This is a genomic window from Streptomyces sp. ATCC 21386 (assembly GCF_018728545.1).
GTDB lineage: Bacteria > Actinomycetota > Actinomycetes > Streptomycetales > Streptomycetaceae > Streptomyces.
Window position 1 is genome coordinate 5,554,604 of sequence record NZ_JAAVVL010000001.1, and the last position, 22,523, is coordinate 5,577,126.

Consider the following 22,523-nt stretch of genomic DNA (forward strand, 5'->3'; position numbering starts at 1 on the left):
GCCCCGCCGCGAAGCGGGCCGCGCGGAGCCCGACGTGCCGGAGGACCGGATGCGTGACCGGATCTGGGAGTACCAGGGCTACGACCCGGGGCAGGAGGGCCTGCGCGAGGCGCTGTGCACCCTCGGCAACGGCTACTTCGCCACCCGCGGCGCACTGCCCGAGTGCGGCGCCGACTCCGTGCACTACCCGGGCACCTACGCGGCCGGCTGCTACGACCGGCTCACCTCCGAGGTGGCGGGCCACCGCGTCGAGAACGAGGACATGGTCAACCTGCCCAACTGGCTGCCGCTGCGTTTCCGCCTCACCGGCGGGGACTGGCTGACCCCGGACCGCCACCGGCTGCTCGACCACAGCCTGGGCCTGGACCTGTGGACCGGCCTCCTGGAGCGCCGCTCCACGTACGAGGACGGCACCGGACGCCGGCTGCGGGTGCGACAGCTGCGGCTGGTGCACATGGGGGACCCCCATCTCGCCGCGCTGCGCACGGAGTTCACCGCCGAGGACTTCTCGGGGGAACTGGAGGTGGAGGCCGCCCTGGACGGCCGGGTGCGCAACGCCGGAGTGGCGCGCTACCGGGACCTGGAGACCAGGCACCTCGTGCACGTCCACTCCGACTCGGCGGACGCCGACACGGTCTGGCTGCGCTGCCGCACCAGCGCCTCCGACATCCGTATCGGCATGGCGGCACGGACCGTCAGCGCGAGCGGCGAGCCGTCCGAGGCCCGGCACGCGGGGCGGCGGGCCGTCCAGTGGTTCCGCCTGACGCTGGTGCCCGGCCGCACCGTCACCGTGGACAAGACCGTCTCGCTGTTCACCTCCCGCGACCCCGCGATCGACGACCCGCTCCAGGCGGCCGTCGACCGGGTCGGCCACGCCCCCGGCTTCGACGAGCTGCTGGAGTCCCACCTCACCGCGTGGGACCTGCTGTGGCGGCGTGCCGATCTGGAGGTGCCCGGGAAGGCGGGCCGCGTCCTCCGGCTGCACCTGTTCCACGTCCTGCAGACGCTCTCCCCGCACACCGCCGACCTCGACGTGGGCGTCCCCGCGCGCGGACTGCACGGCGAGGCCTACCGCGGACACGTCTTCTGGGACGAACTGTTCGTCCTGCCCTATCTGAACCTGCACTTCCCCGAGGTCTCCCGGGCACTGCTGACCTATCGTCACCGCCGCCTGGCACGGGCCCTGACCGCCGCCAGGGACATCGGGCGGACCGGGGCCATGTACCCCTGGCAGAGCGCGAGCGACGGCCGTGAGGAGACCCAGCGGCTGCACCTCAACCCGCGTTCGGGGCGCTGGCTTCCCGACGACTCACACCTCCAGCACCACGTGGGATCGGCCGTCGCCTACAACGTGTGGCGGTACTACGAGGCCAGCGGCGACACCGAGTTCCTGCACACCAAGGGCGCCGAGATGCTGCTCCAGATCGCCCGCTTCTGGGCGAACGCGGCCACCTGGGACGAGGGCCTCGGCCGCTACCGCGTCCGCGGTGTCGTCGGGCCCGACGAGTACCACGAGGCCTATCCCGGGGCCGACCGGCCGGGACTCGACGACAACACGTACACCAATGTCACCGCCGCCTGGGTCCTCGCCCGCGCCTGCGAGCTGCTGGAGACGCTCCCGTGGCCGCGCCGCCTGGAGCTCGCCGACCGCACCGGCTTCGACGGCGGCGAACTCGAACTGTGGGAGGACGTCTCCCGCTCCCTGCACGTACCGTTCCACGCCGGTGTGATCAGCCAGTTCGAGGGGTACGACGAGCTGGCCGAACTCGACTGGGCGGCGTACACGGCGAAGTACGGCGACATCCGCCGGCTGGACCGGATCCTGGAGGCCGAGGGCGACACCGTCAACCGGTACAAGGCGTCCAAGCAGGCCGACGCGCTGATGCTCGGCCATCTCTTCTCACCCGCCGAACTGCGCGCGCTCTTCGACCGGCTCGGGTACCGGCTGGACGACGAGACCTGGCGGCGCACCGTGGACTACTACCTGGCCCGTACGTCCCACGGCTCCACGCTCAGCGCGCTCGTGCACGGCTGGGTACTCGCCAGGGCCCGCCGCACGGAGGCCTGGACCTTCGTCCAGGAAGCGCTCGCCGGCGACATCGCCGACCTGCAGGGCGGCACCACCGGCGAGGGCATCCACCTCGGCGCCATGGCGGGCACCCTCGACCTCGTGCAGCGCGGTCTGACCGGACTGGAGACGCGCGGCGACACGCTGAGGCTCGCCCCCGTGCCGATGCCGGAGCTGTCCGAGTACGGGTTCTCCATCCGCTACCGCGGCCACTGGGGCGTTCACCTGAGGCTGCGTTCCGGACAGCTGCACATCACCGTGCCCGACTCCGACCGTGATCCGATCGCGGTCGCGCTCGGCGACCGCACCTTCTCCGTCGCGCCGGGGGAGTCCCGCACGCTCGCCCTGCCGGACTGAGGTCGACTGGCAGAACCGCCTCGGAACATCCGGATCATCCGGGCCGCGGGCATCCGGACAGTCCCGCGTGGCGCCACGGATGCCCAAGCGATCACCGTCTGCCTCTGATGCACGCGGGTTCTCTCAACTATGTTGAGAGAAAAGGGCGTTGGTGGAAACCGCCGGTACCGGCGTGGCGTCGGTACCGGCGTGGCGTCGGTACGGGTGGTGGCGGCCGGTGGTGCGCACGGCGGCGCAGCACGGATTCGCTGAGGCGAGGACACCACGAGGGGAGGGATCGTGACGTATGTGAGAAAGCGGCTGGTCCGCGCGAGCGTGCTGATGTGCGCTCTGCTGCTGGCCGGCTGCACGGACGGAGCCAGCGCGCCGGGCGGCGGGACCAAGGCGGAATCCAGCCCGGACGCCACCGGGAGCGGGAAGGCCACGGACGAGAGCACAGGCGCGGTCCCCGACGCCGACACCCTCCCCGCGGCTTCGCCGACCGAACGGGCGGACCCGGCGAAGCAGCCGCGCACCGCGGCCGAGGCGAGGGCGCTGGTCCGGAAGGTGATCGTCGATCCGGAGTATCTGGGGGCGGGGGCGGTACCGGCGACGCCGTACGAGAGCGACCCGAACACCTGGGCCGTGCTGGGCGAGGACTGCGCCTGGCGGCGGCAGGGGCTGCCGAAGGACGTACTGGCCACACTCACCCGCCACTTCGAGGTACCCGGGAAGGGCGCCGAGGAGTCGGCCTGGCTGTCGACCACCGTCACGGTGCACCGGACGGCGCTGGACGCGGCCTGGGAACAGGCCGGGATGCTGGAGGAGGCCGTCACCTGCCGTGAGCAGACGCTCCGGCCGGGCGAGCGGCTGACCGGTCTGTCCTCCATCGCCGTCGCCTGGGGGGAGAACGCCAACACGACCAGCGACGACTCGCTGACGGAGACGGGCACCTGCGTCAGCGACACGCGGGGCGGCCCCTACGACTACGACTGGACGCAGTCCGTCTTCGGGTCGGTCGTGGTCTCCACGTCCGTGTGCGGGGTGCTGGAGGGTGCGATAGACGGGGTGGATGTGGCGGTGAGGATGCTGCTGCGGGTGCAGGACGCGATCGGAACCCCCACCGGGTCCGGTCCGCCCTCACCTGACCCGGCCACCCCTTCCGGCAGTCCCGGCGTCGAGGACAAGAAGGGCGGCGAGTGATGGAGCGGCTGCTTCCCACCGACCCCTCCCGCCTCGGCGGCAACCGCCTGCTGGGCCGTCTGGGAGCCGGCGGCATGGGCGTGGTGTACCTGGCCCGCACCGGGACCGGTGACCTGGCCGCAGTGAAGGTGATCCAGCCCGAGTACGCCGACCAGGCCGATTTCCGGGCCCGCTTCCGCCGCGAGGCGTCCTCCGCCGGGCAGGTCGACAGCCCCTGGGTGGTACGGGTGGTGGGCGCCGACACGGAGGCGGCCGCGCCCTGGCTGGCCACCGCGTTCGTGCCCGGCCCCTCCCTGGAGGAGGCGGTCGCGGCCTGTGGTCCCCTGCCGGACCGTGCGGTACGGGTGCTGGGCAAGGTGCTGGCGAGCGCCCTGGCCGCCGTGCACGAGGCAGGCCTGGTGCACCGGGACGTCAAGCCGGGCAACGTCCTGCTCGCCCTCGACGGCCCCCGCCTGATCGACTTCGGCATCGCCCGCCCGACGGCGGCCGACGAGACCGAGCTGACCTCGGACGGCATGGTGGTCGGCACCCCCGGCTTCCTCTCTCCCGAACAGGCGCGGGCACGGCGGGTGGGCGCGGCGAGTGATGTCTTCTCGCTGGGCTGCGTGCTCGCGTACGCGGCCACCGGACGCCCGCCCTTCGGCACCGGCACTGTCGACGGATTGCTGTACCGCACCGTCCACGACCAGCCCGAGCTGGACGGCGTCGCGGACGCCGACCTGCGGGCGCTGCTCGTCCGCTGTCTGGCGAAGGAGCCGGAACAGCGGCCCACGGCGCCGGAGGTGGAAGCGGAACTGGTGGAGGACGCCCCTGTCGGCACCATCGACTGGCTGCCCGACCCGGTGGTGCGGATGATCGCCGACCGGTCGGCGCAGATGCTCGCTCTGCCGGGCATCGAGCCCACCGAGGTCTCGGGGGAGCCGCCGAGCCGCAGCCGTCGCAGGGTCCTCGCCCTCGGCGGCGGCGCGGCGCTGCTCCTGGCGGGCGGGGGCGCCGCGCTGTGGGCGGCGCTGCGCGACGACGAGGGCACCTCGGGGGCCAACACCGCCGGCAGCCCCTGGGCCATCGGCCTCCACGCGGATCTGACGGGCCCGCTGCGGGAGACCGGGCGGGCGCAGGAGCGGGGTGCGCGGCTGGCGGTGGAGCGGTTCAACGCCCGCGAGGGCAGACCGTTCACGCTCGCGCTGAGGACCGAGGACGACCGGGGGGAGCCGGCCCGCGCGCTCCGGGCGGCCCGGCGGCTGACCGGCTCCGCCGACGTCCTCGCGGTGCTCGGCCCCACCGGCTACTCCTCGACACAGGCCGCGCTGGAGGTCTACGACGGCGCCGGGATGCCACTGGTGACGGTGTCGGAACTGTCCACCAGCGCCGCGGAATCGGCCATCGCCGGCGACGCCCCGCGCTCGTACTTCCAGGCCGCGACGCTGTCCGCGTACGGCGCCCTCGCCACGATCACCGCTCTCGGCGCGGACGGTGTGGGAAAGCTGGGTCTGCTGGGCGACAGGGCGGGCAGGCTGGCCGGGATGGAGTCCATGCTCGTCGTCGGCTTCCAGGCACAGGGCCGACTCGATTTGTATCTGCGTGTGGTGCCCGCCCTGGCGAGCGTCGGCGACCTGGCACCCGTCACCGTCGACATGCTCGGCCGCGGGGTCGACGGCTTCTACTACCTGGGCACCCCCGATCGCGCCGCCGCTGTCGCCCGCACCCTCGCGGAGCGGAACTTCACCGGGCCCTGCTACCTCGACGCCGCCTCCGCCACCGACGCCTTCCTCTCCGGGGCCGGCCGGGCGGCCGAGGGCTGGCAGGTGCTGACGTCGTACATCGGACCCGACGCCGCGCCCGTCAACGCCTTCGCCACCGCCTACCGCAAGCGCTACGGCGGTGCGCCGGGCCCGTGGGCGGCCGAGGCGTACGACGTGACGCGCCTGCTCGCCGACCGGCTCACCGCTCTCGCCCCGAAGGGAGGGAAGCGGCCCACCCACGAACGGGTCACCCGGTCCCTCACCACGGCCCGGTTCACCGGCGTGGCCGCGACCTACGCCTTCGACGACCGGAAGCGGATGAAGCGGCAGGTGCTCCACCGGTACCGCGTCCAGAACGGGCGGTTCGCCTACGTGGGCGCCATGGACGTCACCGGAACCTGATCCGATGCGCTGGAAGCGGAGACGCCGGGCGGCGCCCAGGAGGTTCGTGGGACCGGAGGACCCGAACTGATGCGGGCGCTGCGTGCGCACGACCCCGGCGAACTGGGCGGGCACCGGCTGCTGGCCCGGCTCGGCGCGGGCGGCATGGGTGTGGTCTACCTGGCCCGAACCGCCGACGGGACCCTGGCCGCCGTGAAAGTCATCCGCGCCGAGTACGCCGCCGAGCCGGCCTTCCGGGAACGGTTCCGGCGCGAGGCACGGCTGGCCAGGACGTTCACCTGCCGCTGGCTGGTGAACGTCACCGACGCCGACGCCGAGGCCCGCGAGCCCTGGCTCGCCACCGCGTTCGTGCCGGGGCCCTCCCTCGCCGAGGCCGTGGACGGCCACGGCCCGCTGCCGCCGGCCGTCGTCACCGCGCTCGGTGCCCGGCTCGCGGAGGCACTGGCCGAGGTGCACGCCGCCGGTCTGGTGCACCGGGACGTCAAGCCGGGCAATGTCCTGCTCGCCCTCGACGGCCCCCGCCTGATCGACTTCGGCATCGCCCGGTCGCCGGGCGGCACGGCGCTGACCGAACCCGACGCGATCGTCGGCACCCCCGGCTACCTGGCCCCCGAGCAGGCCCGGAGCGGTGGCGCGGCGGCCCCGGCGAGCGACCTGTTCGCGCTGGGCTGTGTGCTGGCGTACGCGCTCACCGGACAGCGGCCCTTCGGCCTCGGCGATCCGGCCGCCGTCCTGTACCGCACCGTGCACGAGGAACCCGACGTGCCCGGTCTGGACCGGCTGCCGCTTCCCCTGCGCACGGCGATCACCGGCTGCCTGGCCAAGGACCCCGCGTCCCGGCCCACGGCGGCCGGACTCGCGCGCTCCCTGCGGGACGCCCGCCCGGCGACGGCGACCGGGCCCGGTCAACAGGACGCTCCCCGTCAACAGGCAGCCCCCGCAGATGAGTTCACTCCCGCCCCTGACCCCACTGCCGACTGGCTCCCCTCCGCCGTGCTCCGCATGGTCGCCGACCGCTCCACCCGCGCCCTGGACCCGCCGCCCCGGCAGAGCGGACCCGCGGCCCCGCTGGAGCCCACCCTGGTGGAAGCGGGCCGAGCGCCCTCCCGGCGCCGGATCCTCACGATCGGCGGATCGGTCGGCGCGGTGCTCGCCGCGTCCGGCACCGCGCTCCTGCTGACGAACCGTCAGGACACCGCACAAGGCGGCCCGGCGCAGGACCTGCCCGTCCATGTCATCGGCTTCCAGGCAGCCCTGACGGGTGAGCACAAGGAGGCCGGGCTGGCGCAGGAGCGCGGCGCCCGGCTGGCCGTGGCCGCGTACAACGCCCGTGCGGACACCCGCTTCCGGCTCGCCCTGACCTCGTACGACGACCGGGGCGAGGCCGGGCGGGCGAAGGAAGGGGTCCGCACACTGCTCGCCCAGCGGTCGCTGTGCGCGGTGATCGGCCCCACCACCGTGGCCGCCGCCCGCGTCGCGGTCCCCCTGTACGGCAAGGCGTACACGCCGGTCCTGCTCGTCTCGGCCGACTCCAGCGCCGTGGGGCCCTCCTCGACCGAGACCCGCACCCGCTGTACGACCGTGGTTCCGTCCAGCTTCCGGAACCTGCCCGTGCTCGCCTACCTGACCCGGGTGCGCGGGGTCGAGCGGACCGCCGTGGTCCATGACCAGGCCGCGCCCGGGATGGCCGAGACCGCCCGCAACCTGCGCGAGTCCCCGCCCAGCGACGGCAGCGCCACGGTTCACCCGGTGGCGTCCGGTACGGAGGACTTCGGCCCGGCCGTCGCCGCCGCGCTGGCCACTCACCGCGAGGCCGTCGTCTACGCCGGCACCTCGCCGACCCGCGCCGCGGCCTGCGCCCGCGCCCTCGCCTCGGCGGGATTCACCGGCCCCCGCGTGAGCTACGAATCCGTCATGCGCCCGGCCTTCACGAAGACCGCGGGCGAGGCGGCCGAGGGCTGGGTGTTCGAGGCGCCCTACAGCGAACCGCAGTCGTCGGACACCAAGGCCGCCAAAGCGTTCACCGCCGCGCACCGCGCCCGCTACGGCGTGCCTCCCGCCCGCTGGGCCGCGGAAGCCCACGACGCGGTGGGGCTGATCACCGCGGCCCTGGAGGCCCATGGCGCCGGTGTCGGCATCACCCCCGGACAGGTCGCCGAACGCATCTTCAAACTCAGCTACGAGGGTGTGGCCAAACCCATCCGTTTCACCCAGGACCTCACCCACAGCCTCGAGCCCGAGAACACGAGCTTCCTGTACCAGGTGGAGGACGGGAGGTTCCGCCTCCTGGGCCGCTACGACCAGGTGGGGTGACCCGCGCCGACCTCGCTCGTCCGGGGCAGGCACGATGCCGCGCGAGCACATCGCCGTCAGCCGGCTCCGGAGCGGCGTCCTCGGTCGGCGATGCCGCCGTACCCGTCCGGACCGGGCGGCCGGCGCGTGGTCGCGGTGCCGGGGGCCGCCCGAGTCGCCCGGTTAGGGCCGACCGGCCCCCGTCCCGTCCCCGGACAGCCCATGGGATCACCTTCCGATCCGCTGGATGCTCGAAGTGTCACCGGCCCGGAGGAGACCTGCCATGACGGACGACCTGCTCAGCCGCCCCCCTGTCCACGCCCTGCTCGCGGACGGAACGACCGTGCGCATCCGGGCCGTGGAGCGAGGCGATCACGATCAGCTGCAAGGACTCTACGAGGAGATGTCTCGGAGAATCTGCGGCTGCGGTTCTTCGCGGCGAGCCGGCGCTCGGCCAAGCTGGCGGCGGACCGGGCCTGTGCCCCACCGCGTCAGGGATACCGGGCGCTCCTGGCGGAGCGCGACGGCCAGGTGATCGGCCTCGCCGAGTACGCAACCGGCGAGGACGCCGGCACCGCCGAGATCTCCATCGCGGTGGCCGACGGACTGCACCACCGGGGCGTCGGCACCCTGCTGATCGAACACCTCGTCTCGGCCGCCCGCGCGGAGGGGATCACCACCTTCACCGCCGACGCGCTCAGCGAGAACAGCGAGGTGCTCCGGCTCTTCTCCGACCTCGGACTGAGCATGACCCGCAGCTACGACGGCCCCGAGGTGCGCTGCACCATCACCCTGACCGAGGACGACACCTACCTCACGGCCGTCGAGGCCCGCGGCCGGGCCGCCGACATCGCCAGCCTGGAACCGCTGCTGCGACCCCGCACCGTCGCCGTGATCGGCGCGGGCCGCAAGCCGGGATCCGTCGGACGCGCCGTCCTGCACCACCTGCGCACCGGCGGATTCACCGGACGGCTGTTCGCGGTGAACCCCGCCGCCGCGTCGCTCCTCGGCGTGCCCTGCCACCCGTCCGTCGCCGCACTGCCCCAGACCCCCGACCTCGCGGTCGTCGCCGTACCCGCCGCCGCGGTCCCCGCCACGGCCGAGGAATGCGGCAAGGCCGGCGTGCGGGCCCTGCTGGTGGTCACGGCGGGCCTGGACCGTGACCAGGCGCGCGCCCTGCGGGAGGCCTGCCGCGCACACGGCATGCGCCTCGTCGGCCCCAACTGCCTGGGCATCTCCCACACCGACCCCGCCGTCCGTCTCGACGCGACCTTCGCCGCCGGCCATCCGAGCCCCGGCGCCGCCGGTGTCGCCGTGCAGTCCGGCGGGGTGGGCATCGCCCTGCTCGACGGGCTCTCCCGGCTCGGCATCGGCGTGTCGTCCTTCGCCTCGCTCGGCGACAAGTACGACGTCAGCGGCAACGACATGCTCCAGTGGTGGGAGAGCGACGGCCGCACCGACCTCGCCCTGCTCCACCTGGAGTCCTTCGGCAACCCCAGGGCGTTCTCGCGCACCGCGCGCCGGGTGACCCGGCGCATGCCCGTGCTCACCGTCGACGCGGGCCGCACCGAGGCCGGGCGGCGGGCCGCCGCCTCGCACACGGCCGCCGCCGCCACCCCGACCATGACCCGCCGGGCCCTGTTCACCCAGGCCGGTGTCACCGCCACCGGCTCGGTCGGCGAACTCCTCGAAACCGCCGCCCTCCTGCACTCCCAGCCCCTGCCGAAGGGATTCCGCGTCGCCATCCTCACCAACGCCGGAGGCGCGGGCGTCCTGGCCGCCGACGCCTGTGTGGAGGCCGGCCTGCTCCTCCCGACGTTCACCCCCGAACTCGTCGACGACCTGCTCACCCTCCTGCCCGGCGGCGCGTCCGTCGGCAACCCCGTGGACGCCACGGCCGCCGTCACGGAGGAACAGCTGGGGGACGCCGTGGAACGGGTGCTGCGGCACGGCGGGATCGACGCCGTGCTGCTGGCCCTCGTCCCCACGGCCGTCGCCGCGGCGACCGGCGACGACCTCGTCAGGGCCCTCACCGACGCCCCCGGCCCCAGGCCGAAACCGGTCGTCGCGGTCCGACTCGAACAGGACCTGCCGGTCAGGCTGCTGCCCGCCACCCGCGGCGGTACCGTCCCGTCCTACGCCGAACCCCAGGCCGCGGCACGGGCCCTGACCCACGCCGCCCGCCGCGCCGCCTGGCTGGCCCGCCCCGCCGGAACCGTGCCGCGCCTGGACGGCATCGACAGGAACCGCGCCCACGACCTCGTCGACACGTTCCTGTCCGTCCACCCGGACGGCGGCTGGCTCGACCCGCGGACCTGCGCCGACCTGCTGTCCTGCTACGGCATACCGCAGATCCCCTGGGCCTGGGCCGAGACCGAGGACGCCGCCGTCCTCGCCGCCGACCGGCTGCGCGGTCCCGACGGCCGCGTGGTCATGAAGGCCCACTGGCCGGGTCTCGTGCACAAGAGCGAACAGCGCGCGGTCCACCTCGACCTCCAGGGCGACTCGCAGGTCCGCGCCGCCTTCCGCGACTTCGAGACCCGCTTCGGGGACCTGCTGGCCGGCGTGGTCGTCCAGCCGCTCGCCCCACGCGGTACCGAACTCTTCGCGGGCGTCGTCCAGGACGAGGTCTTCGGCCCGCTCGTGCTGTTCGGACTCGGCGGCACCGCCACCGAGGTGCTCGGCGACCACGCCGCCCGGCTCGCCCCGCTCACCGACCACGACGTCCACGACCTGATCACCGCACCGCGGTGCGCCCCGCTGCTGTTCGGCGCGCGCGGCAGCGGACCGGTCGACCTCGAACGCCTGGAGCGGCTGCTGCTGGGGCTGTCCCGGATGGCGGCCGACCTGCCGCAGCTCGCCGAGGCCGACTTCAACCCCGTTCTCGCGACATCGGCCGGAGTCTCCGTGCTCGACGCGCGCGTGCGCCTGCTGCCCCGCAGGCCCCAGGACCCCTATCTGCGGCGCCTTCGCTGAGGAGGGAAGAGCCATGAAGCATGACAAGGTCGGCTCCGTGATGACGACCGACGTCGTCCGTGCCGAGTACGACACCCCGTTCAAGGAGGTCGCCCGCCTGCTCGCCGACCACCGGATCAGCGGACTTCCGGTGATCGACGACGACGAGAAGGTCATCGGGGTCATCTCCGAGACCGATCTGATGGCCAGGCAGGCCGAGGCTCCCGACCCGTACGAGCCGCGCAGGCGCCACCCCTTCGGCGCGCTGACCCGCAGGGCACGACGGCAGGCCGCCAAGGCCGAGGCCCGTACGGCGGGCCGGCTGATGACCGAGCCGCCGATCACCGTGCACGCGGAGGACACCGTCGTCGAGGCGGCCCGGACCATGGCCCGGCACCGTGTGGAGCGGCTGCCCGTCGTGGACGAGGAGGAGCGCCTCGTCGGCATCGTCACCCGGCGCGACCTGCTCCAGGTCTTCCTGCGGCCCGACGAGGAGATCCGCTCCACCGTGACCCGGGAGGTGGTGGTGCGCACCCTGTGGCTGGCCCCGCACAGCGTCGAGGTGACCGTGGACCAGGGCGTCGTCACCCTCTCGGGCCAGATGGAACGCAAGAGCGAGACGGAGATCGCCGTCTCGCTGACCCGCCAGATCGACGGGGTGGTCGGCGTCGTCGACAAACTCACCTGGCGGCTGGACGACGCACACATCGAACCCGCCGAACAGGCACTGTACGGCGTCGCGGACCACTGGCCGCGCAGGCTGTGAACCGCAAGGCCATGACGCGCGGTCCGCGAGGGCGGGCCGCCGCGCAGGGCCGTGAGAGGGAGGTCGACGTCATGAACGCCAAAGTCCTGGTCGCCTACGGGACGACCAACGGATCCACCGCCCGGATCGCCGAGACCATCGCCGAGACCCTGAACAAGGAGGGGCTGACGGCCGAGGCCCGGCCCGCCGAATCCGTCGTCACCCTGCTGCCGTACGACGCCGTCGTGGTCGGCGGCGGGGTCTACGCCGGCCGCTGGCAGAAGAACGCCCGCCGCTTCCTGCGCCGGCACCGCCGCGAACTGCCCGCCCGCCCGCTGTGGCTGTTCAGCAGCGGGCCCCTCGACGCCTCCGCCTCCGAGCGGGACATCCCGCCCGTGCCCGGCGTCCGAAGGGCCGTGATCCGGTTCGACGCCAGGGAGCACATCACCTTCGGCGGCTGCCTGGAGAAGGGCGCGAAGGGCTTCATCGCCCACCGGATCGTGGAGTCCGGCAAGGGGGGCGACTTCCGGGACTTTCCCGCGATCGAGGCGTGGGCGGGCCGGATCGCCAAGGAACTGCTGGGGGCGCCGCAGGGGGAGAGGCTCTGACCTGGAAGGGGCAGCGGACGGTACGGCGGGCGGCGGGCCGCCCGCCGTACCGTGTGTCCCGCCTTTTCCGCGCCGCTCCGGCCCTCTTCCGCGCTGCTCCGGCCAGGTCCCTCAAGGCGCCAGCGAGAAGTAGTTCTCCTCCTCCTGGTCGAAGTGCAACCGCAGGACGCCGTACAGCCCGTACAGGCAGGCCCGCAGGTCGTCGAGGTTCTCCGGGCGGAGCCCGCCGTCCGCGTCGGTGAGGGTGAGGTGCGTGGCGATGCGGTCGGCGAGACGGTCGATCTCGGCGTGGGCCCTGCTCATCGTGGCCGTCGCCTCCGGGCCTCCCAGCGAGTCGGCGAGCGCGGGATAGAGCTGGTGCTCCTCGGCGTGCTCGTGCGGCAGCAGCCGCTCGGTCAGCAGCCGGTGCACCTGCTCTACGGATTCCCGCGCCTGGCCCTGCGGGGCCTGCGACAGCCGTTCCGCCGCCGCCCGGACAGCCTCGACCACCTCCCGGAGGTCGTCGTGCTCGGCCGCGAACCGGTGCACCAACCCCTCCGCGGTGGGCGTGAGCACCTGGGCGTCCTCGCGGGCCGGGAGCAGCGCGCGCAGCGCGTTCAGGATGACGGCGACGTCGATGCCCTCCTGGAGGAGGGCGCCGGCGGCCGGAGGCAGCAGCCCGAAGGCCGCCGCCACCATCGCGGCCAGCGACATGACCATGCCGCCCAGCGCGCTCTGCACGGCGATGCGGCGGGCGCGTACGGCGATGCCCATGGCGTCGGCGAGCCGGTCCACCCGATCCGTGGTGAGCACGATGTCGGCCGCCTCGGAGGACGCGCTGGAGCCGCGCGCCCCCATGGCGACCCCGACGTCGGCGGCGGCCAGCGCCGGAGCGTCGTTGACGCCGTCGCCGACCATCACGGTGACGGCGTGGGCGCGTTCGGCACGGACCGCGGCGACCTTGTCGGCGGGGGACTGTCCGGTCCGCACGTCGTCGAGTCCGAGGACGGTGGCGACCTCGTGGGCGGGTTCCGAGCGGTCACCGGTGAGCATCGTCAGGCGCCCGATGCCGGCCGCCCGCAGCCGCCGCAGCGTCCTCGGAGCGTCTCGGCGCAGGGGATCACGCAGCAGGACGGCACCGGCCACCTCACCGTCCACCGTCACCCAGACCACGGTCGCCCCGTCGAGCACGGACCGGTTGTCGACCGCGCGGACCCACGCGGCGGTCTCCTGCCCGACGGGCATCCGGCCCACGAAGAGGGCACGACCGTCCACGGAGCCGGTGGCGCCGAGCCCCGGCTTCTCGTGGACGTCCGCGGGCATGGACAGTTCCAGTCCGCGCCGGTGTGCCTCGTCCACGAGGGCCTGGGCGAGGACGTGCGGGGAGAACCGGTCGAGGGAGGCGGCGCGGCGCAGCACCTCCGCCGGTTCGCCGCCCGGGGCCGCGGCGACGTCCACGACACTGGGGCGCCCCGCTGTGAGCGTGCCCGTCTTGTCCAGAACCAGGGTGCGGGCCCGGCCGAGGCTCTCCAGGGCGCCGCCGTCACGGACGACCACTCCCCGGCGGGCCGCCCGCGAGAGTCCCGAGACGATCGCCACCGGGGCGGCGAGCAGCAACGGACAGGGCGTGGCGACCACCAGCACCGCTACCGCGGACGTCGCCGACCCCCCGATCAGCCAGGCCAGACCCGCCACGACCAGGCTCAGCGGCACGAACCAGGCGGCGTACCGGTCGGCCAGCCGCACCACGGGGGCGGTCTCGGCACCGGCCTGCCGGGCGAGCCGGACGATCTCGGCGTAGGCGCTGTCCGCCTCGGTGGCGGTGGCCCGCAGTTCGAAGGCGGTACCCGCGTTGACGGCCCCGCTGCGCACCAGTTCTCCCCGGCCGTGCTCGACGGGCAGGGACTCACCGGTGAGCACCGACTCGTCCAGGACGGCCGAGCGGTCGACGACCCGCCCGTTCACGGGGACGACCTCGCCGGGTCCGACCACCAGCAGATCGTCCACCGCGACCTCGGCCAGTGCGACCGTGCGCACCTCGGCCCCGGTGCGGCGGCGCGCCGATCGCGGGGCGTGCCGCACCAGCGCGCTCAGATCGCGGGAGGCCCGCCGCCGCGCCGCCGCCTCCAGGGCCCGGCCGGTCGCGAGCATCACCGCGATCAGGGCCCCGGCCAGGTACTCGCGCACGGCGAGCGTGCCGCCCAGGGCGAGGACGGCGATCACGTCGACGCCCGCGTGTCCCTGGTGCAGGGCGCGCAGGATCCAGATCACCGAGGGCGCCACCGCCGCCACGGTCCCGGCCGCCCAGCACAGATCCGCCACCTCGGGCGCGTCCGCCAGCCAGGCGATCCCTCCGACGACGAGCGCCGCCGTGGTCACCGCCAACAGCAGCGCGTCCGTTCCGTACCGTGCCAGTCGCCCACGCATCAGCCGGCCTCCTCGCCCCGTCCGGCGCGGCTCCGCTCGCTGGACGGGCCTTCGGTCGGCGCAGGGCTCCGATCCCAGCGTCCCGCACAAACGGCGGTCCGGCCCGGGGCCGCACAGCCCAGGCCGGGGGACGGACGGCCCCTGCCGCCGGGCCCCCGGGGCCGGTCTGGCCACGGTCGGGTCCGGTGCGGCCCGGAAGGCCCCGGAGGGGGACCCGGTCGGCCCCTGCCCGTCGGGGCGGCGCACTGGGAGATTTCCCTCAAGGACCAAGGACACTGCCGTGTCCGGCGGGTCCTCACGGCCCACGAGAAGTGCGAGGGGGTGTCGAACGATGGCTCGCAGTCGTCACCGCACGACGCGGAGACTGTGGCTGTGGCGCTGGCGGGCGAACCCGCTCCGGCGTCGAAGCGACATCGTGGAGGGCTGGCTGCTGCTGGCGGTCGGCGTGCTCGCCGTCGCCCTGGGCGCCTTCGTCGGCGCGGCGACCGCGCACGGCGTGGAGCGGAACCTGAACGAGCGGAGGGCCGAGCGGCACCCTGTCTCCGCGGTCCTCACCGAGGACGCTCCCACCACCGTCTCCGCGACCGCCGGTACCGGCGGCCAGGTGTGGGCCGAGGTGCGCTGGACGGCGGCCGACGGCTCACCCCGGACGGGGTCGGCCCGGGTCGAGCCCGGCACGGGCGGCGGTGCCACGGTCCGGGTGTGGCTGGACCGCCACGGCAACGTCGTCCCCGCGCCTCTCGACCGGGACGGCGCGGAGGCCCAGGGCGTCGCCCTGGGCACGGCCACCGCCGTGGGCACCGCCGTGACCGTCTCCTGCCTCGGCTGGGTCGTCCACGGGCGCGCCGAACGGCGGCGGATGGCGCAGTGGGACAGGGAGTGGGCGCGGGTCGGCCCGCAGTGGGGGCAGCGGACGGGCTGACGCGGAGTGTGCCTGGAGGGGGCCGACGGCGCGTCCGCCGTAGCGGGGCGGGCGTCATGCGGAAGGCAGGGCGAGCGCCAGTTTGCCGGTGGCCCGGCCGTCGAGGAGCTGGCGGAGGGCCGCGGCGGTGTCGGAGAGCGGGTGGACGCGGTCCACGACGGGGCTGAGCGTTCCCCCGTCGATGAGCGCGGTCAGGTCGCGCAGCCCGTCGGCGTGCTCGGACGCGATGAAGGTGCCCAACTGTTGGCGGGTGAACGGGGACAGCATCTGCGCACGGAGCTGCCGGTCGGTGCCGCCGAGCCAGGGACCGCTCGTCTCGCCGCCGGTGATGACCAGCCTGCCGCGGGGGGTGAGGGCGCGCCGCAGATCCGCCAGACGGCGGTTGCCCGCGATGTCGATGATGACGTCGTAACGGCGCCCGTCGGCGAGGAAGTCCGCGCGCGTGTAGTCGATCACATGGTCGGCGCCCAACGACCGTACGGCGTCGAGCTTGGGGGTGCTCGCGACCGCCGTGACCCGGGCTCCGAGGTGGTGGACGAGCTGGACGGCGAAGGTGCCCACGCCCCCGGCCGCTCCCGTGATCAGTACCTGCTGGCCCCGCTGGACGCTGCCCTTGTCGCGTACCGCCTGGAGTGCGGTGAGCCCGCTGACGGGCACCGTCGCCGCCTCCTCGAAGGTGAGACCCGTCGGCTTGGGAGCGATCCTGTCGGGGCGGGCCGCGGCGTACTCGGCGAATGCGGCGGGTGCCGTGCCGTAGACCTCGTCACCGGGTGCGAAACCGGTCACGGCGGGACCGACGGCCTCGACGACACCGGCGATGTTGCGGCCGGGATTGAAGAGCCTCGGCCCGCGCAGCCCGCTCACGGGCCGGACCGCGTACGGCAGTCCGGCCATCATGTGCCAGGTGCCCCGGTCGACGCTGGAGGCGCGGACCCGTACCAGCACCTCGCCCGGCCCGATGTCGGGCCGGGCCCGCCGCCCCATGCGGAGCACGGCTTCCGGCCGGGTGCCGTACCGCTCCTGCACGACCGCCGCCATGGTCGCGCCGTCCGTCGCGGTCGGTCTGCTCGTCTTCCAGGTCGCCATCGCCCTGTTCCCTCTCCGTGAACTTACACCGTAAGTATTGACTTACGCCGTAAGTAAACACTTACAGCGTAAGCTCGTCAATGCCGAAGAGAGACCACGACAGGAAGCGACGCTCACCGTGCCCCGACGCACCACCCCACAAGCCGACCGTGAGCCGCTCACCCGGCAGCGCGTCCTGCGTGCCGCCGTCGAACTCGCCGACGCCGGCGGGGTCGAGACGCTCAGCATGCGCAAGCTCGGCGAGGCCGTCGGGGTCGAGGCGATGTCCCTCTACAACCACGTGGCCAACAAGGACGACCTGCTCGACGGCATGGTCGACCTGGTCTTCGGCGAGGTGGAGCTGCCCCGGCCCGGCGACGACTGGCGACAGGCGATGCGGCAGCGGGCGATCTCCATGCGCCTCGCGCTGTCCAGGCACCGCTGGGCCATCGGGCTGATGGAGTCCCGGTCCACTCCGGGACCGGCCACTCTGCGTCACCACGACGCCCTTCTCGGCTGCCTCCGCCAGGGCGGGTTGACCCTCACCCTGACCGCCCACGCCATCTCGGTCCTGGACAGCTACATCTACGGGTTCGCCCTGCAGGAGAAGAGCCTGCCCTTCGGCTCCCCCGAGGAGACCGCCGAGCTGGCGGAATCCATCATGGGTGGCTTCGATGACGGTGAGTACCCCTACCTGACCGAGATCGCGACTGCTCATGTCATGCGCCCCGGATACTCCTACGGTGACGAGTTCCTCTACGGACTGGACCTCATCCTCGACGGCCTCCACCGCGCCACGGGCTGACGAACCGCGGACGTGCGCGGCGGGCCGCTCCGCCTCGGACCCGGGAACGTCGCTCGAACTCTCAGCAGATACGCGGCAGTTGCTCGCCCAGCGGCATGTCCATGATCCGCCGCGCGCCCACCCGCGTCCGCAGGGTCACCCGCCCGGCCGGTCCCCGCGCCGCCACCTCACCGATCCGCACCGCCCGCGCGCCCTCCGGCAGGGACCGCATCGCGGCCAGGGCCTCCTCGGCCACCGGCGCCGAGACGAAGGCCACCAGACAGCCCTCGTTGGCGACGGTCAGCGGATCCAGGCCGAGCAGGTCGCAGGCGGACGCGACGGCCTCGGGCACCGGGACCGCGCTCTCGTCGATCTCGACGGCGACCCGGGAGTCCCGGGCGATCTCGTTGAGCGCGGCGGCCAGGCCGCCCCGGGTCGGGTCGCGCAGGGCATGCACGTCCGGGGCCACGTGCGCGAGCGCCTCCACGAGGCGGTGCAGCGGGCGGCTGTCCGAGACGATGTCGCTCTCGAAGCCGAGCCGCTCCCGGGTGCTGAGGACGGTCGTGCCGTGCAGTCCGATCGGCCCGGACAGCAGCACCGCGTCCCCGGGGCGGGCGAGGGCCGCTGACGGGTGCAACGCACCGTGCCGCTGCCCGACGCCGGTGGTGTTGACGAAGAGCCGATCGGCGGCCCCGCGTCCGACGACCTTGGTGTCGCCGGTGACCACGGGGACCCCGGCGGACCGAGCGGCCTTCCCCAAGGAAGCGACGACCGCGTGGAGTTCCGCCAGCGGCAGCCCCTCCTCGATGATCAGGGAGACGGACAGGGCGATCGGCCAGGCGCCCCGCATGGCGAGGTCGTTGATCGTGCCGTGCACGGCGAGGGAACCGATGTCCCCGCCGGGGAAGAACAACGGGCTCACCACGAAGCTGTCGGTGCTGATCACCAGCTCCCGGTAGCCGGGCAGCAGCGCCGCGTCCTCCAGAGGGCCCGGGGTGCCGTCGAGGGACGGCAGGACGAGCCGGTCGAGCAGCTCGGCGGTGAGCCGGCCGCCGGCGCCGTGGCCCAGCAGCACGACCTCGTCCTCATGCCTCGGGCTGGGGCACTCGATGGTCATCCCGTGCTCCTTGTCGTCGGTGGGGAGGTAGTCCTCGCGCGTCCGGCGCCGTGGAAGGCGGCACAGGTGCCCTCGGACGAGACCATGGGGGCGCCGAGGGGACGGCGGGGCGTAAAACGGGTGCCGTAGGCGGGGCAGTCGGTGGGCAGCCTCGCTCCGGTGAGCACGGCGCCCGCGATGCACTCCGGGTCCTCCACGGACCGCGGTCCGTCCACGGCGAAGCGGCGGGCCGCGTCGAAACCCCGGTAGGCGTCGGTGAGTTCGAGTCCGCTGGCGGGAAGTGTGCCGATGCCGCGCCAGGCCCGGTCGGTGACCCGGAAGACGGCCCGCACCGCGTCCTGGGCCCGGGTGTTGCCCGAGCGCCGCACCGCCCGCGCGTACTGGTTCTCCACCTCGTGCCGCCCGGCCTCCAGTTGCCGCACCGCCATCAGGATGCCCTCCAGCAGGTCCAGCGGTTCGAAGCCGGTGACCACGATCGGCACCCCGTACGTCCCGGCGATCGGTTCGTAGTCGCGCCAGCCCATCACCGCGCACACATGCCCGGCCGCGAGGAACGCCTCCACCTCGCAGTCGGGATCCTCCAGCAGCGCGGTGATCGCCGGCGGCACGAGGACGTGACTGACGAGCACGGAGAAGTTCGTGAGGCCCAGCCGGGCCGCGTGCAGCACGGCGGTGGCGTTGGCGGGCGCCGTCGTCTCGAACCCGACCGCGAGGAAGACGACCTCCCGGTCGGGGTGTTCGGCGGCCAGGCGTACGGCGTCCATGGGGGCGTACACCACACGTACGTCGGCGCCCCGGGCCCGCAGCGACAGCAGGTCCGTGTCCGTGCCGGGCACGCGCAGCATGTCACCGAAGCTGGTGAGGATCACCTCGGGGCGGGCCGCGACGGCCATGGCCCGGTCCAGGATCTCCAGCGGGGTCACACAGACCGGGCAGCCGGGACCGTGGATCATCCGCATCCCGGCGGGCAGCAGTTCGTCGATGCCCTGGCGCACCAGTGTGTGGGTCTGGCCCCCGCACACCTCCATGATCCGCCACGGCCGCGTGGCGGTGCCCGCCAGCTCGTCCAGCAGTTGCCGGGCGAGCACGGGGTCGCGGTATTCGTCCAGGTACTTCATGGAGACCTCGGGCGAGTCGTCGGGCCCGGCCCGGGCTCTCAGCGGTGAGAGAGGTCGAGACGGATGTCGACGACACCCTCGACCGCCCGCACCGCACGCGCCAGGACGGGCACGAGTCCGCGGTCGGGCAGCGATCCGCCCAGCGTCACCACGCCCTCCGTGACGGTGACCGTGATCGCCTCCGTGGACGGGAGCGAGGTGAGGACGCTGTCGCGTATCTCCTCGGCCATCTCCTCGTCGGGGCGGAGGAACACCTTGAGCAGGTCCCCGCGGCTGACCACGCCCTGGAGCATGCCGACCCGGTCGACGACCGGGAGCCGCTTGACCTTGCGGCGCGCCATGATGCGGGCCGCCTCGGCCAGGGTGGCGTCGGCGTGGACGGAGACGGCCGGGGCGTTCATCAGCTCACCGGCGGTCACCGCACCCGCCTTGAGGCGGTCCGCGAACTCGCCCCGCGTGTCGTCGGTGTCCCGGAACTCCTCCTTGTGCAGCAGGTCGGCCTCCGAGACCACGCCGACGACCCGGCCCTCGCCCTCCAGTACGGGCAGGGCGCTCACCTTCCACTGGTCGAACAGCTGGACGATCTCCTTGAAGGGCGCTTCACGTCCCACGGCGACGACGGTATGCGTCATCACATCGCTCACGGTGTACGGCGAGTCAGGCATCGGGGCCTCCTTCAGGTGCGGACGACGGTCAGGTCGAGGAAGTGGGTGGAGCACGAGATGCACGGGTCGTGGTTGCGGATCGCCCGCTCGCACAGGACCGTCAGCTCCGCGTCGCCCGGGTCGCCGTCGGTGATCGCGGCCTGGGCGAGGCGCAGCAGGTCGTCCTCGATGGCGCCCTGGTTCTGCGCGGTGGGCGGCACGAGCCGGGCGTCGGTGAGGATGCCGTCCGCGTCGAGCGCGTAGCGGTGGTAGAGCAGTCCGCGCGGGGCCTCGGTGGCTCCGTGGCCGATCCCGGCGGTCGGCGGCACCTCGGTGTACGGGCGTGGCGGCGGTTCGTACGCGTCGATGATCCGCAGCGCCTCGTCGACGGCGTACACGACCTCCACGGCCCGCACCAGGATCGACCGGAAGGGGTTGCGGCACACCACGCCCTCGCGCGGATCGCCGAGCCCCGCCGCACGGGCGGCCTCCCTCGCCACGGGCGACAGCAGGCGCCCGCCCACCGCGTACCTGGCGAGGGCACCGGTGAGATGGCGTCGCCCGTCCAGCCGGGCGTGCAGAGCCGTGGAGTGCGGCACCTGGGTCTCGGTGACGTGGTCGGTGAAGTCCCGCACGGGGAAGGACCGGAGCGTACCGTCGGAGCGCAGCACGGCCGGGGTGCCGCCCTCGATGGCGTACGTGTCGTCAGACGCCAGCGCGAACAGGTCGGCATCGACCCGGGCCTCGGGAAACTCGAATCCGGCCACCCAGCGCACGGTCTCCAGCGCGTCGTCGAGAGCTCGGCGCAACTCCTCCGCCAGCGGCCGCAGTTCGGCACGGGTCGGAGTGCGGTGGAAGCCCCCGAGCCGCACGTTGACGGGATGGACGGCCCGTCCGCCCAGCAGCGCCATCACGGAGTTGCCCGCCTTCTTCAGCCTCAGCCCCCGCTCGACCTCCGCCCGGTGCGTGCGCGCCAGCTCGATCGCACTCGCCCGGCCCAGGAAGTCCGGCGCGTGCAGCAGGTAGACGTGCAGGGTGTGGCTCTCGATCCACTCGCCGCAGTACAGCAGCCTGCGCAGGTCACGGATCCCCGGGCCGACGGTGACACCGCAGGCGTCCTCGACGGCCGCGCACGCGCTCATCTGGTACGCCACCGGACAGATTCCGCACACCCGGGCGGTGATGTCGGGCGGCTCGGTGTACGCCCGGCCACGCAGGAACGCCTCGAAGAAGCGGGGCGGCTCGTAGATGTCGAGCCGGGCCTCGCGCACCGTACCGTCGTGGACGCTCAGCCGCAGCGCGCCCTCACCCTCCACCCGGGCGAGCGAACCGACATGCAGGACTCGGGAGCCGCGATGGGTCACTTCGTCAACTCCTCTTCGAAGGCAAGGGCGTTGAAGGTGTGCAGCAGGCGGTCGGTGGCGTCCTCGTCGAGGCCGTCCCGGCGCAGCACGGGAATCAGCGCGGGCAGGTTCACCGTGCCCGCGGGCCCGAAGCAGCCGTAGCAGCCCCGCCCGTACGCCGGACACAGGGCCCCGCAGCCGGCCTGGGTGACCGGCCCGAGGCAGGGTGTGCCGTGGGCGACGATCACGCAGACCGTGCCGCGCCGCTTGCACTCGAAGCACACACTGTGGTCGGGCACGTCCGGCCGGCGACCGGCGAGGAACGCGGTGATCACCTCGATGAGCTGCCGCTTGTCGATCGGGCAGCCGCGCAGTTCGAAGTCGACGTCCACATGGGCCGACACCGGCGTGGACGTGGCCAGGGTGGAGACGTACTCCGGATGCGCGTAGACGACCCGCCGGTACTCGTCGACGTCCGCGTAGTTGCGCAGCGCCTGGATGCCCCCGGCGGTGGCGCAGGCCCCGATGGTGACCAGGCGACGCGAGGCGGCCCGGATCTCCCGGACCCGCTCCGCGTCCTCCGCCGTGGTGACCGAACCCTCGACGAGAGCCAGGTCGTACGGTCCGTCCCCCACCGCGCTGGAAGCCTCCAGGAAGTGGGCGACGTCCACCTGCCCCGCCAGCGCGAGGAGTTCGTCCTCGCAGTCCAGCAGGGTCAGCTGGCAGCCGTCGCAGGAGGCGAGTTTGAACACGGCGAGCCTCGGCACGGTCAT

At 73.6% G+C, this 22,523-nt stretch carries 15 protein-coding genes and 1 pseudogene; 9 read left to right on the forward strand and 7 right to left on the reverse strand.

Annotation, left to right across the window (positions count from 1 at the left end):
* Window positions 1-49: 49 nt before the first annotated feature.
* From GWK25_RS23720 to GWK25_RS23750, 7 genes and pseudogenes are all read left to right on the forward strand, one after another.
* On the forward strand, window positions 50-2,425 hold the full coding sequence (locus GWK25_RS23720) for a glycoside hydrolase family 65 protein (protein ID WP_215452768.1): 2,376 nt from the start codon (window positions 50-52) through the stop codon (window positions 2,423-2,425).
* 279 nt (window positions 2,426-2,704) lie between these two features.
* Window positions 2,705-3,607, forward strand: a complete 903-nt coding sequence (locus tag GWK25_RS23725; RefSeq protein WP_215452769.1) for a hypothetical protein — start codon at window positions 2,705-2,707, stop codon at window positions 3,605-3,607.
* The gene (locus GWK25_RS23730) at window positions 3,607-5,751 is read left to right on the forward strand and encodes a bifunctional serine/threonine-protein kinase/ABC transporter substrate-binding protein (RefSeq protein ID WP_215452770.1); all 2,145 of its coding nucleotides are present in this window, start codon (window positions 3,607-3,609) and stop codon (window positions 5,749-5,751) included. The genes GWK25_RS23725 and GWK25_RS23730 overlap by 1 nt, the downstream gene beginning before the upstream one ends.
* Before the next feature lie 69 nt (window positions 5,752-5,820).
* The gene (locus GWK25_RS23735; RefSeq protein ID WP_215452771.1) at window positions 5,821-8,064 is read left to right on the forward strand and encodes a bifunctional serine/threonine-protein kinase/ABC transporter substrate-binding protein; all 2,244 of its coding nucleotides are present in this window, start codon (window positions 5,821-5,823) and stop codon (window positions 8,062-8,064) included.
* A gap of 262 nt (window positions 8,065-8,326) precedes the next feature.
* Window positions 8,327-11,019, forward strand: a pseudogene (locus tag GWK25_RS23740) (GNAT family N-acetyltransferase).
* Between the two features lie 13 nt (window positions 11,020-11,032).
* Window positions 11,033-11,764: a CBS domain-containing protein gene (locus GWK25_RS23745; protein ID WP_215452773.1), complete on the forward strand. Its 732-nt coding sequence runs from the start codon at window positions 11,033-11,035 to the stop codon at window positions 11,762-11,764.
* A 71-nt stretch (window positions 11,765-11,835) separates the two neighbouring features.
* Complete coding sequence (locus GWK25_RS23750; RefSeq protein ID WP_215452775.1) at window positions 11,836-12,351, forward strand: flavodoxin domain-containing protein; 516 nt, start codon at window positions 11,836-11,838, stop codon at window positions 12,349-12,351.
* 111 nt (window positions 12,352-12,462) lie between these two features.
* On the opposite strand, the gene GWK25_RS23755 is transcribed toward GWK25_RS23750, so the two are convergent.
* Window positions 12,463-14,757 (reverse strand): heavy metal translocating P-type ATPase, encoded by a 2,295-nt coding sequence (locus tag GWK25_RS23755; protein WP_215452777.1) that lies wholly within the window; start codon window positions 14,755-14,757, stop codon window positions 12,463-12,465.
* 331 nt (window positions 14,758-15,088) lie between these two features.
* Here GWK25_RS23755 and GWK25_RS23760 point away from each other — a divergent pair, with 331 nt between their 5' ends.
* On the forward strand, window positions 15,089-15,679 hold the full coding sequence (locus GWK25_RS23760) for a hypothetical protein (RefSeq protein WP_215452778.1): 591 nt from the start codon (window positions 15,089-15,091) through the stop codon (window positions 15,677-15,679).
* Window positions 15,680-15,733: 54 nt separating this feature from the next.
* Here the strand turns inward: GWK25_RS23760 and GWK25_RS23765 are convergent, their stop codons facing one another.
* Window positions 15,734-16,765, reverse strand: coding sequence for an NAD(P)-dependent alcohol dehydrogenase (locus GWK25_RS23765; protein ID WP_251829004.1), 1,032 nt, complete (start codon window positions 16,763-16,765; stop codon window positions 15,734-15,736).
* A 118-nt stretch (window positions 16,766-16,883) separates the two neighbouring features.
* Between GWK25_RS23765 and GWK25_RS23770 the strand changes: the two genes are divergently transcribed.
* The gene (locus GWK25_RS23770; protein WP_215452779.1) at window positions 16,884-17,549 is read left to right on the forward strand and encodes a TetR/AcrR family transcriptional regulator; all 666 of its coding nucleotides are present in this window, start codon (window positions 16,884-16,886) and stop codon (window positions 17,547-17,549) included.
* A 61-nt stretch (window positions 17,550-17,610) separates the two neighbouring features.
* Here GWK25_RS23770 and hypE read toward each other — a convergent pair whose 3' ends face one another.
* The 5 genes from hypE to GWK25_RS23795 are packed head-to-tail and all read right to left on the reverse strand — an operon-like array spanning window position 17,611 to window position 22,523.
* Entirely contained in the window at window positions 17,611-18,645 is a 1,035-nt protein-coding gene (gene hypE / locus GWK25_RS23775; RefSeq protein ID WP_215452781.1) for a hydrogenase expression/formation protein HypE, read from the reverse strand.
* Entirely contained in the window at window positions 18,642-19,763 is a 1,122-nt protein-coding gene (gene hypD, locus GWK25_RS23780) for a hydrogenase formation protein HypD (RefSeq protein ID WP_215452782.1), read from the reverse strand. Before hypD ends, hypE begins: the two co-directional genes overlap by 4 nt.
* A gap of 38 nt (window positions 19,764-19,801) precedes the next feature.
* Window positions 19,802-20,428, reverse strand: a complete 627-nt coding sequence (locus tag GWK25_RS23785; RefSeq protein ID WP_215452783.1) for a CBS domain-containing protein — start codon at window positions 20,426-20,428, stop codon at window positions 19,802-19,804.
* Window positions 20,429-20,439: 11 nt separating this feature from the next.
* The gene (locus tag GWK25_RS23790) at window positions 20,440-21,771 is read right to left on the reverse strand and encodes a Ni/Fe hydrogenase subunit alpha (protein WP_215452784.1); all 1,332 of its coding nucleotides are present in this window, start codon (window positions 21,769-21,771) and stop codon (window positions 20,440-20,442) included.
* Window positions 21,768-22,523 carry an oxidoreductase gene (locus GWK25_RS23795; protein ID WP_215452785.1) on the reverse strand — a complete coding sequence of 252 codons (756 nt, stop codon included), beginning with the start codon at window positions 22,521-22,523 and terminating at the stop codon, window positions 21,768-21,770. The genes GWK25_RS23790 and GWK25_RS23795 overlap by 4 nt, the downstream gene beginning before the upstream one ends.

What these genes read in the sequence shown, in the direction of transcription:
- GWK25_RS23730 (WP_215452770.1), top strand. Translation starts at nt 3,607, where the DNA reads ATGGAGCGGCTGCTTCCCACCGACCCCTCCCGCCTCGGCGGCAACCGC.
- hypE (WP_215452781.1), bottom strand. Translation starts at nt 18,645, where the DNA reads ATGACCATCGAGTGCCCCAGCCCGAGGCATGAGGACGAGGTCGTGCTG.
- GWK25_RS23765 (WP_251829004.1), bottom strand. Translation starts at nt 16,765, where the DNA reads ATGGCGACCTGGAAGACGAGCAGACCGACCGCGACGGACGGCGCGACC.
- GWK25_RS23735 (WP_215452771.1), top strand. Translation starts at nt 5,821, where the DNA reads ATGCGGGCGCTGCGTGCGCACGACCCCGGCGAACTGGGCGGGCACCGG.
- hypD (WP_215452782.1), bottom strand. Translation starts at nt 19,763, where the DNA reads ATGAAGTACCTGGACGAATACCGCGACCCCGTGCTCGCCCGGCAACTG.
- GWK25_RS23795 (WP_215452785.1), bottom strand. Translation starts at nt 22,523, where the DNA reads ATGACCGTGCCGAGGCTCGCCGTGTTCAAACTCGCCTCCTGCGACGGC.
- GWK25_RS23720 (WP_215452768.1), top strand. Translation starts at nt 50, where the DNA reads ATGCGTGACCGGATCTGGGAGTACCAGGGCTACGACCCGGGGCAGGAG.
- GWK25_RS23755 (WP_215452777.1), bottom strand. Translation starts at nt 14,757, where the DNA reads ATGCGTGGGCGACTGGCACGGTACGGAACGGACGCGCTGCTGTTGGCG.
- GWK25_RS23750 (WP_215452775.1), top strand. Translation starts at nt 11,836, where the DNA reads ATGAACGCCAAAGTCCTGGTCGCCTACGGGACGACCAACGGATCCACC.
- GWK25_RS23760 (WP_215452778.1), top strand. Translation starts at nt 15,089, where the DNA reads ATGGCTCGCAGTCGTCACCGCACGACGCGGAGACTGTGGCTGTGGCGC.
- GWK25_RS23785 (WP_215452783.1), bottom strand. Translation starts at nt 20,428, where the DNA reads ATGCCTGACTCGCCGTACACCGTGAGCGATGTGATGACGCATACCGTC.
- GWK25_RS23745 (WP_215452773.1), top strand. Translation starts at nt 11,033, where the DNA reads ATGAAGCATGACAAGGTCGGCTCCGTGATGACGACCGACGTCGTCCGT.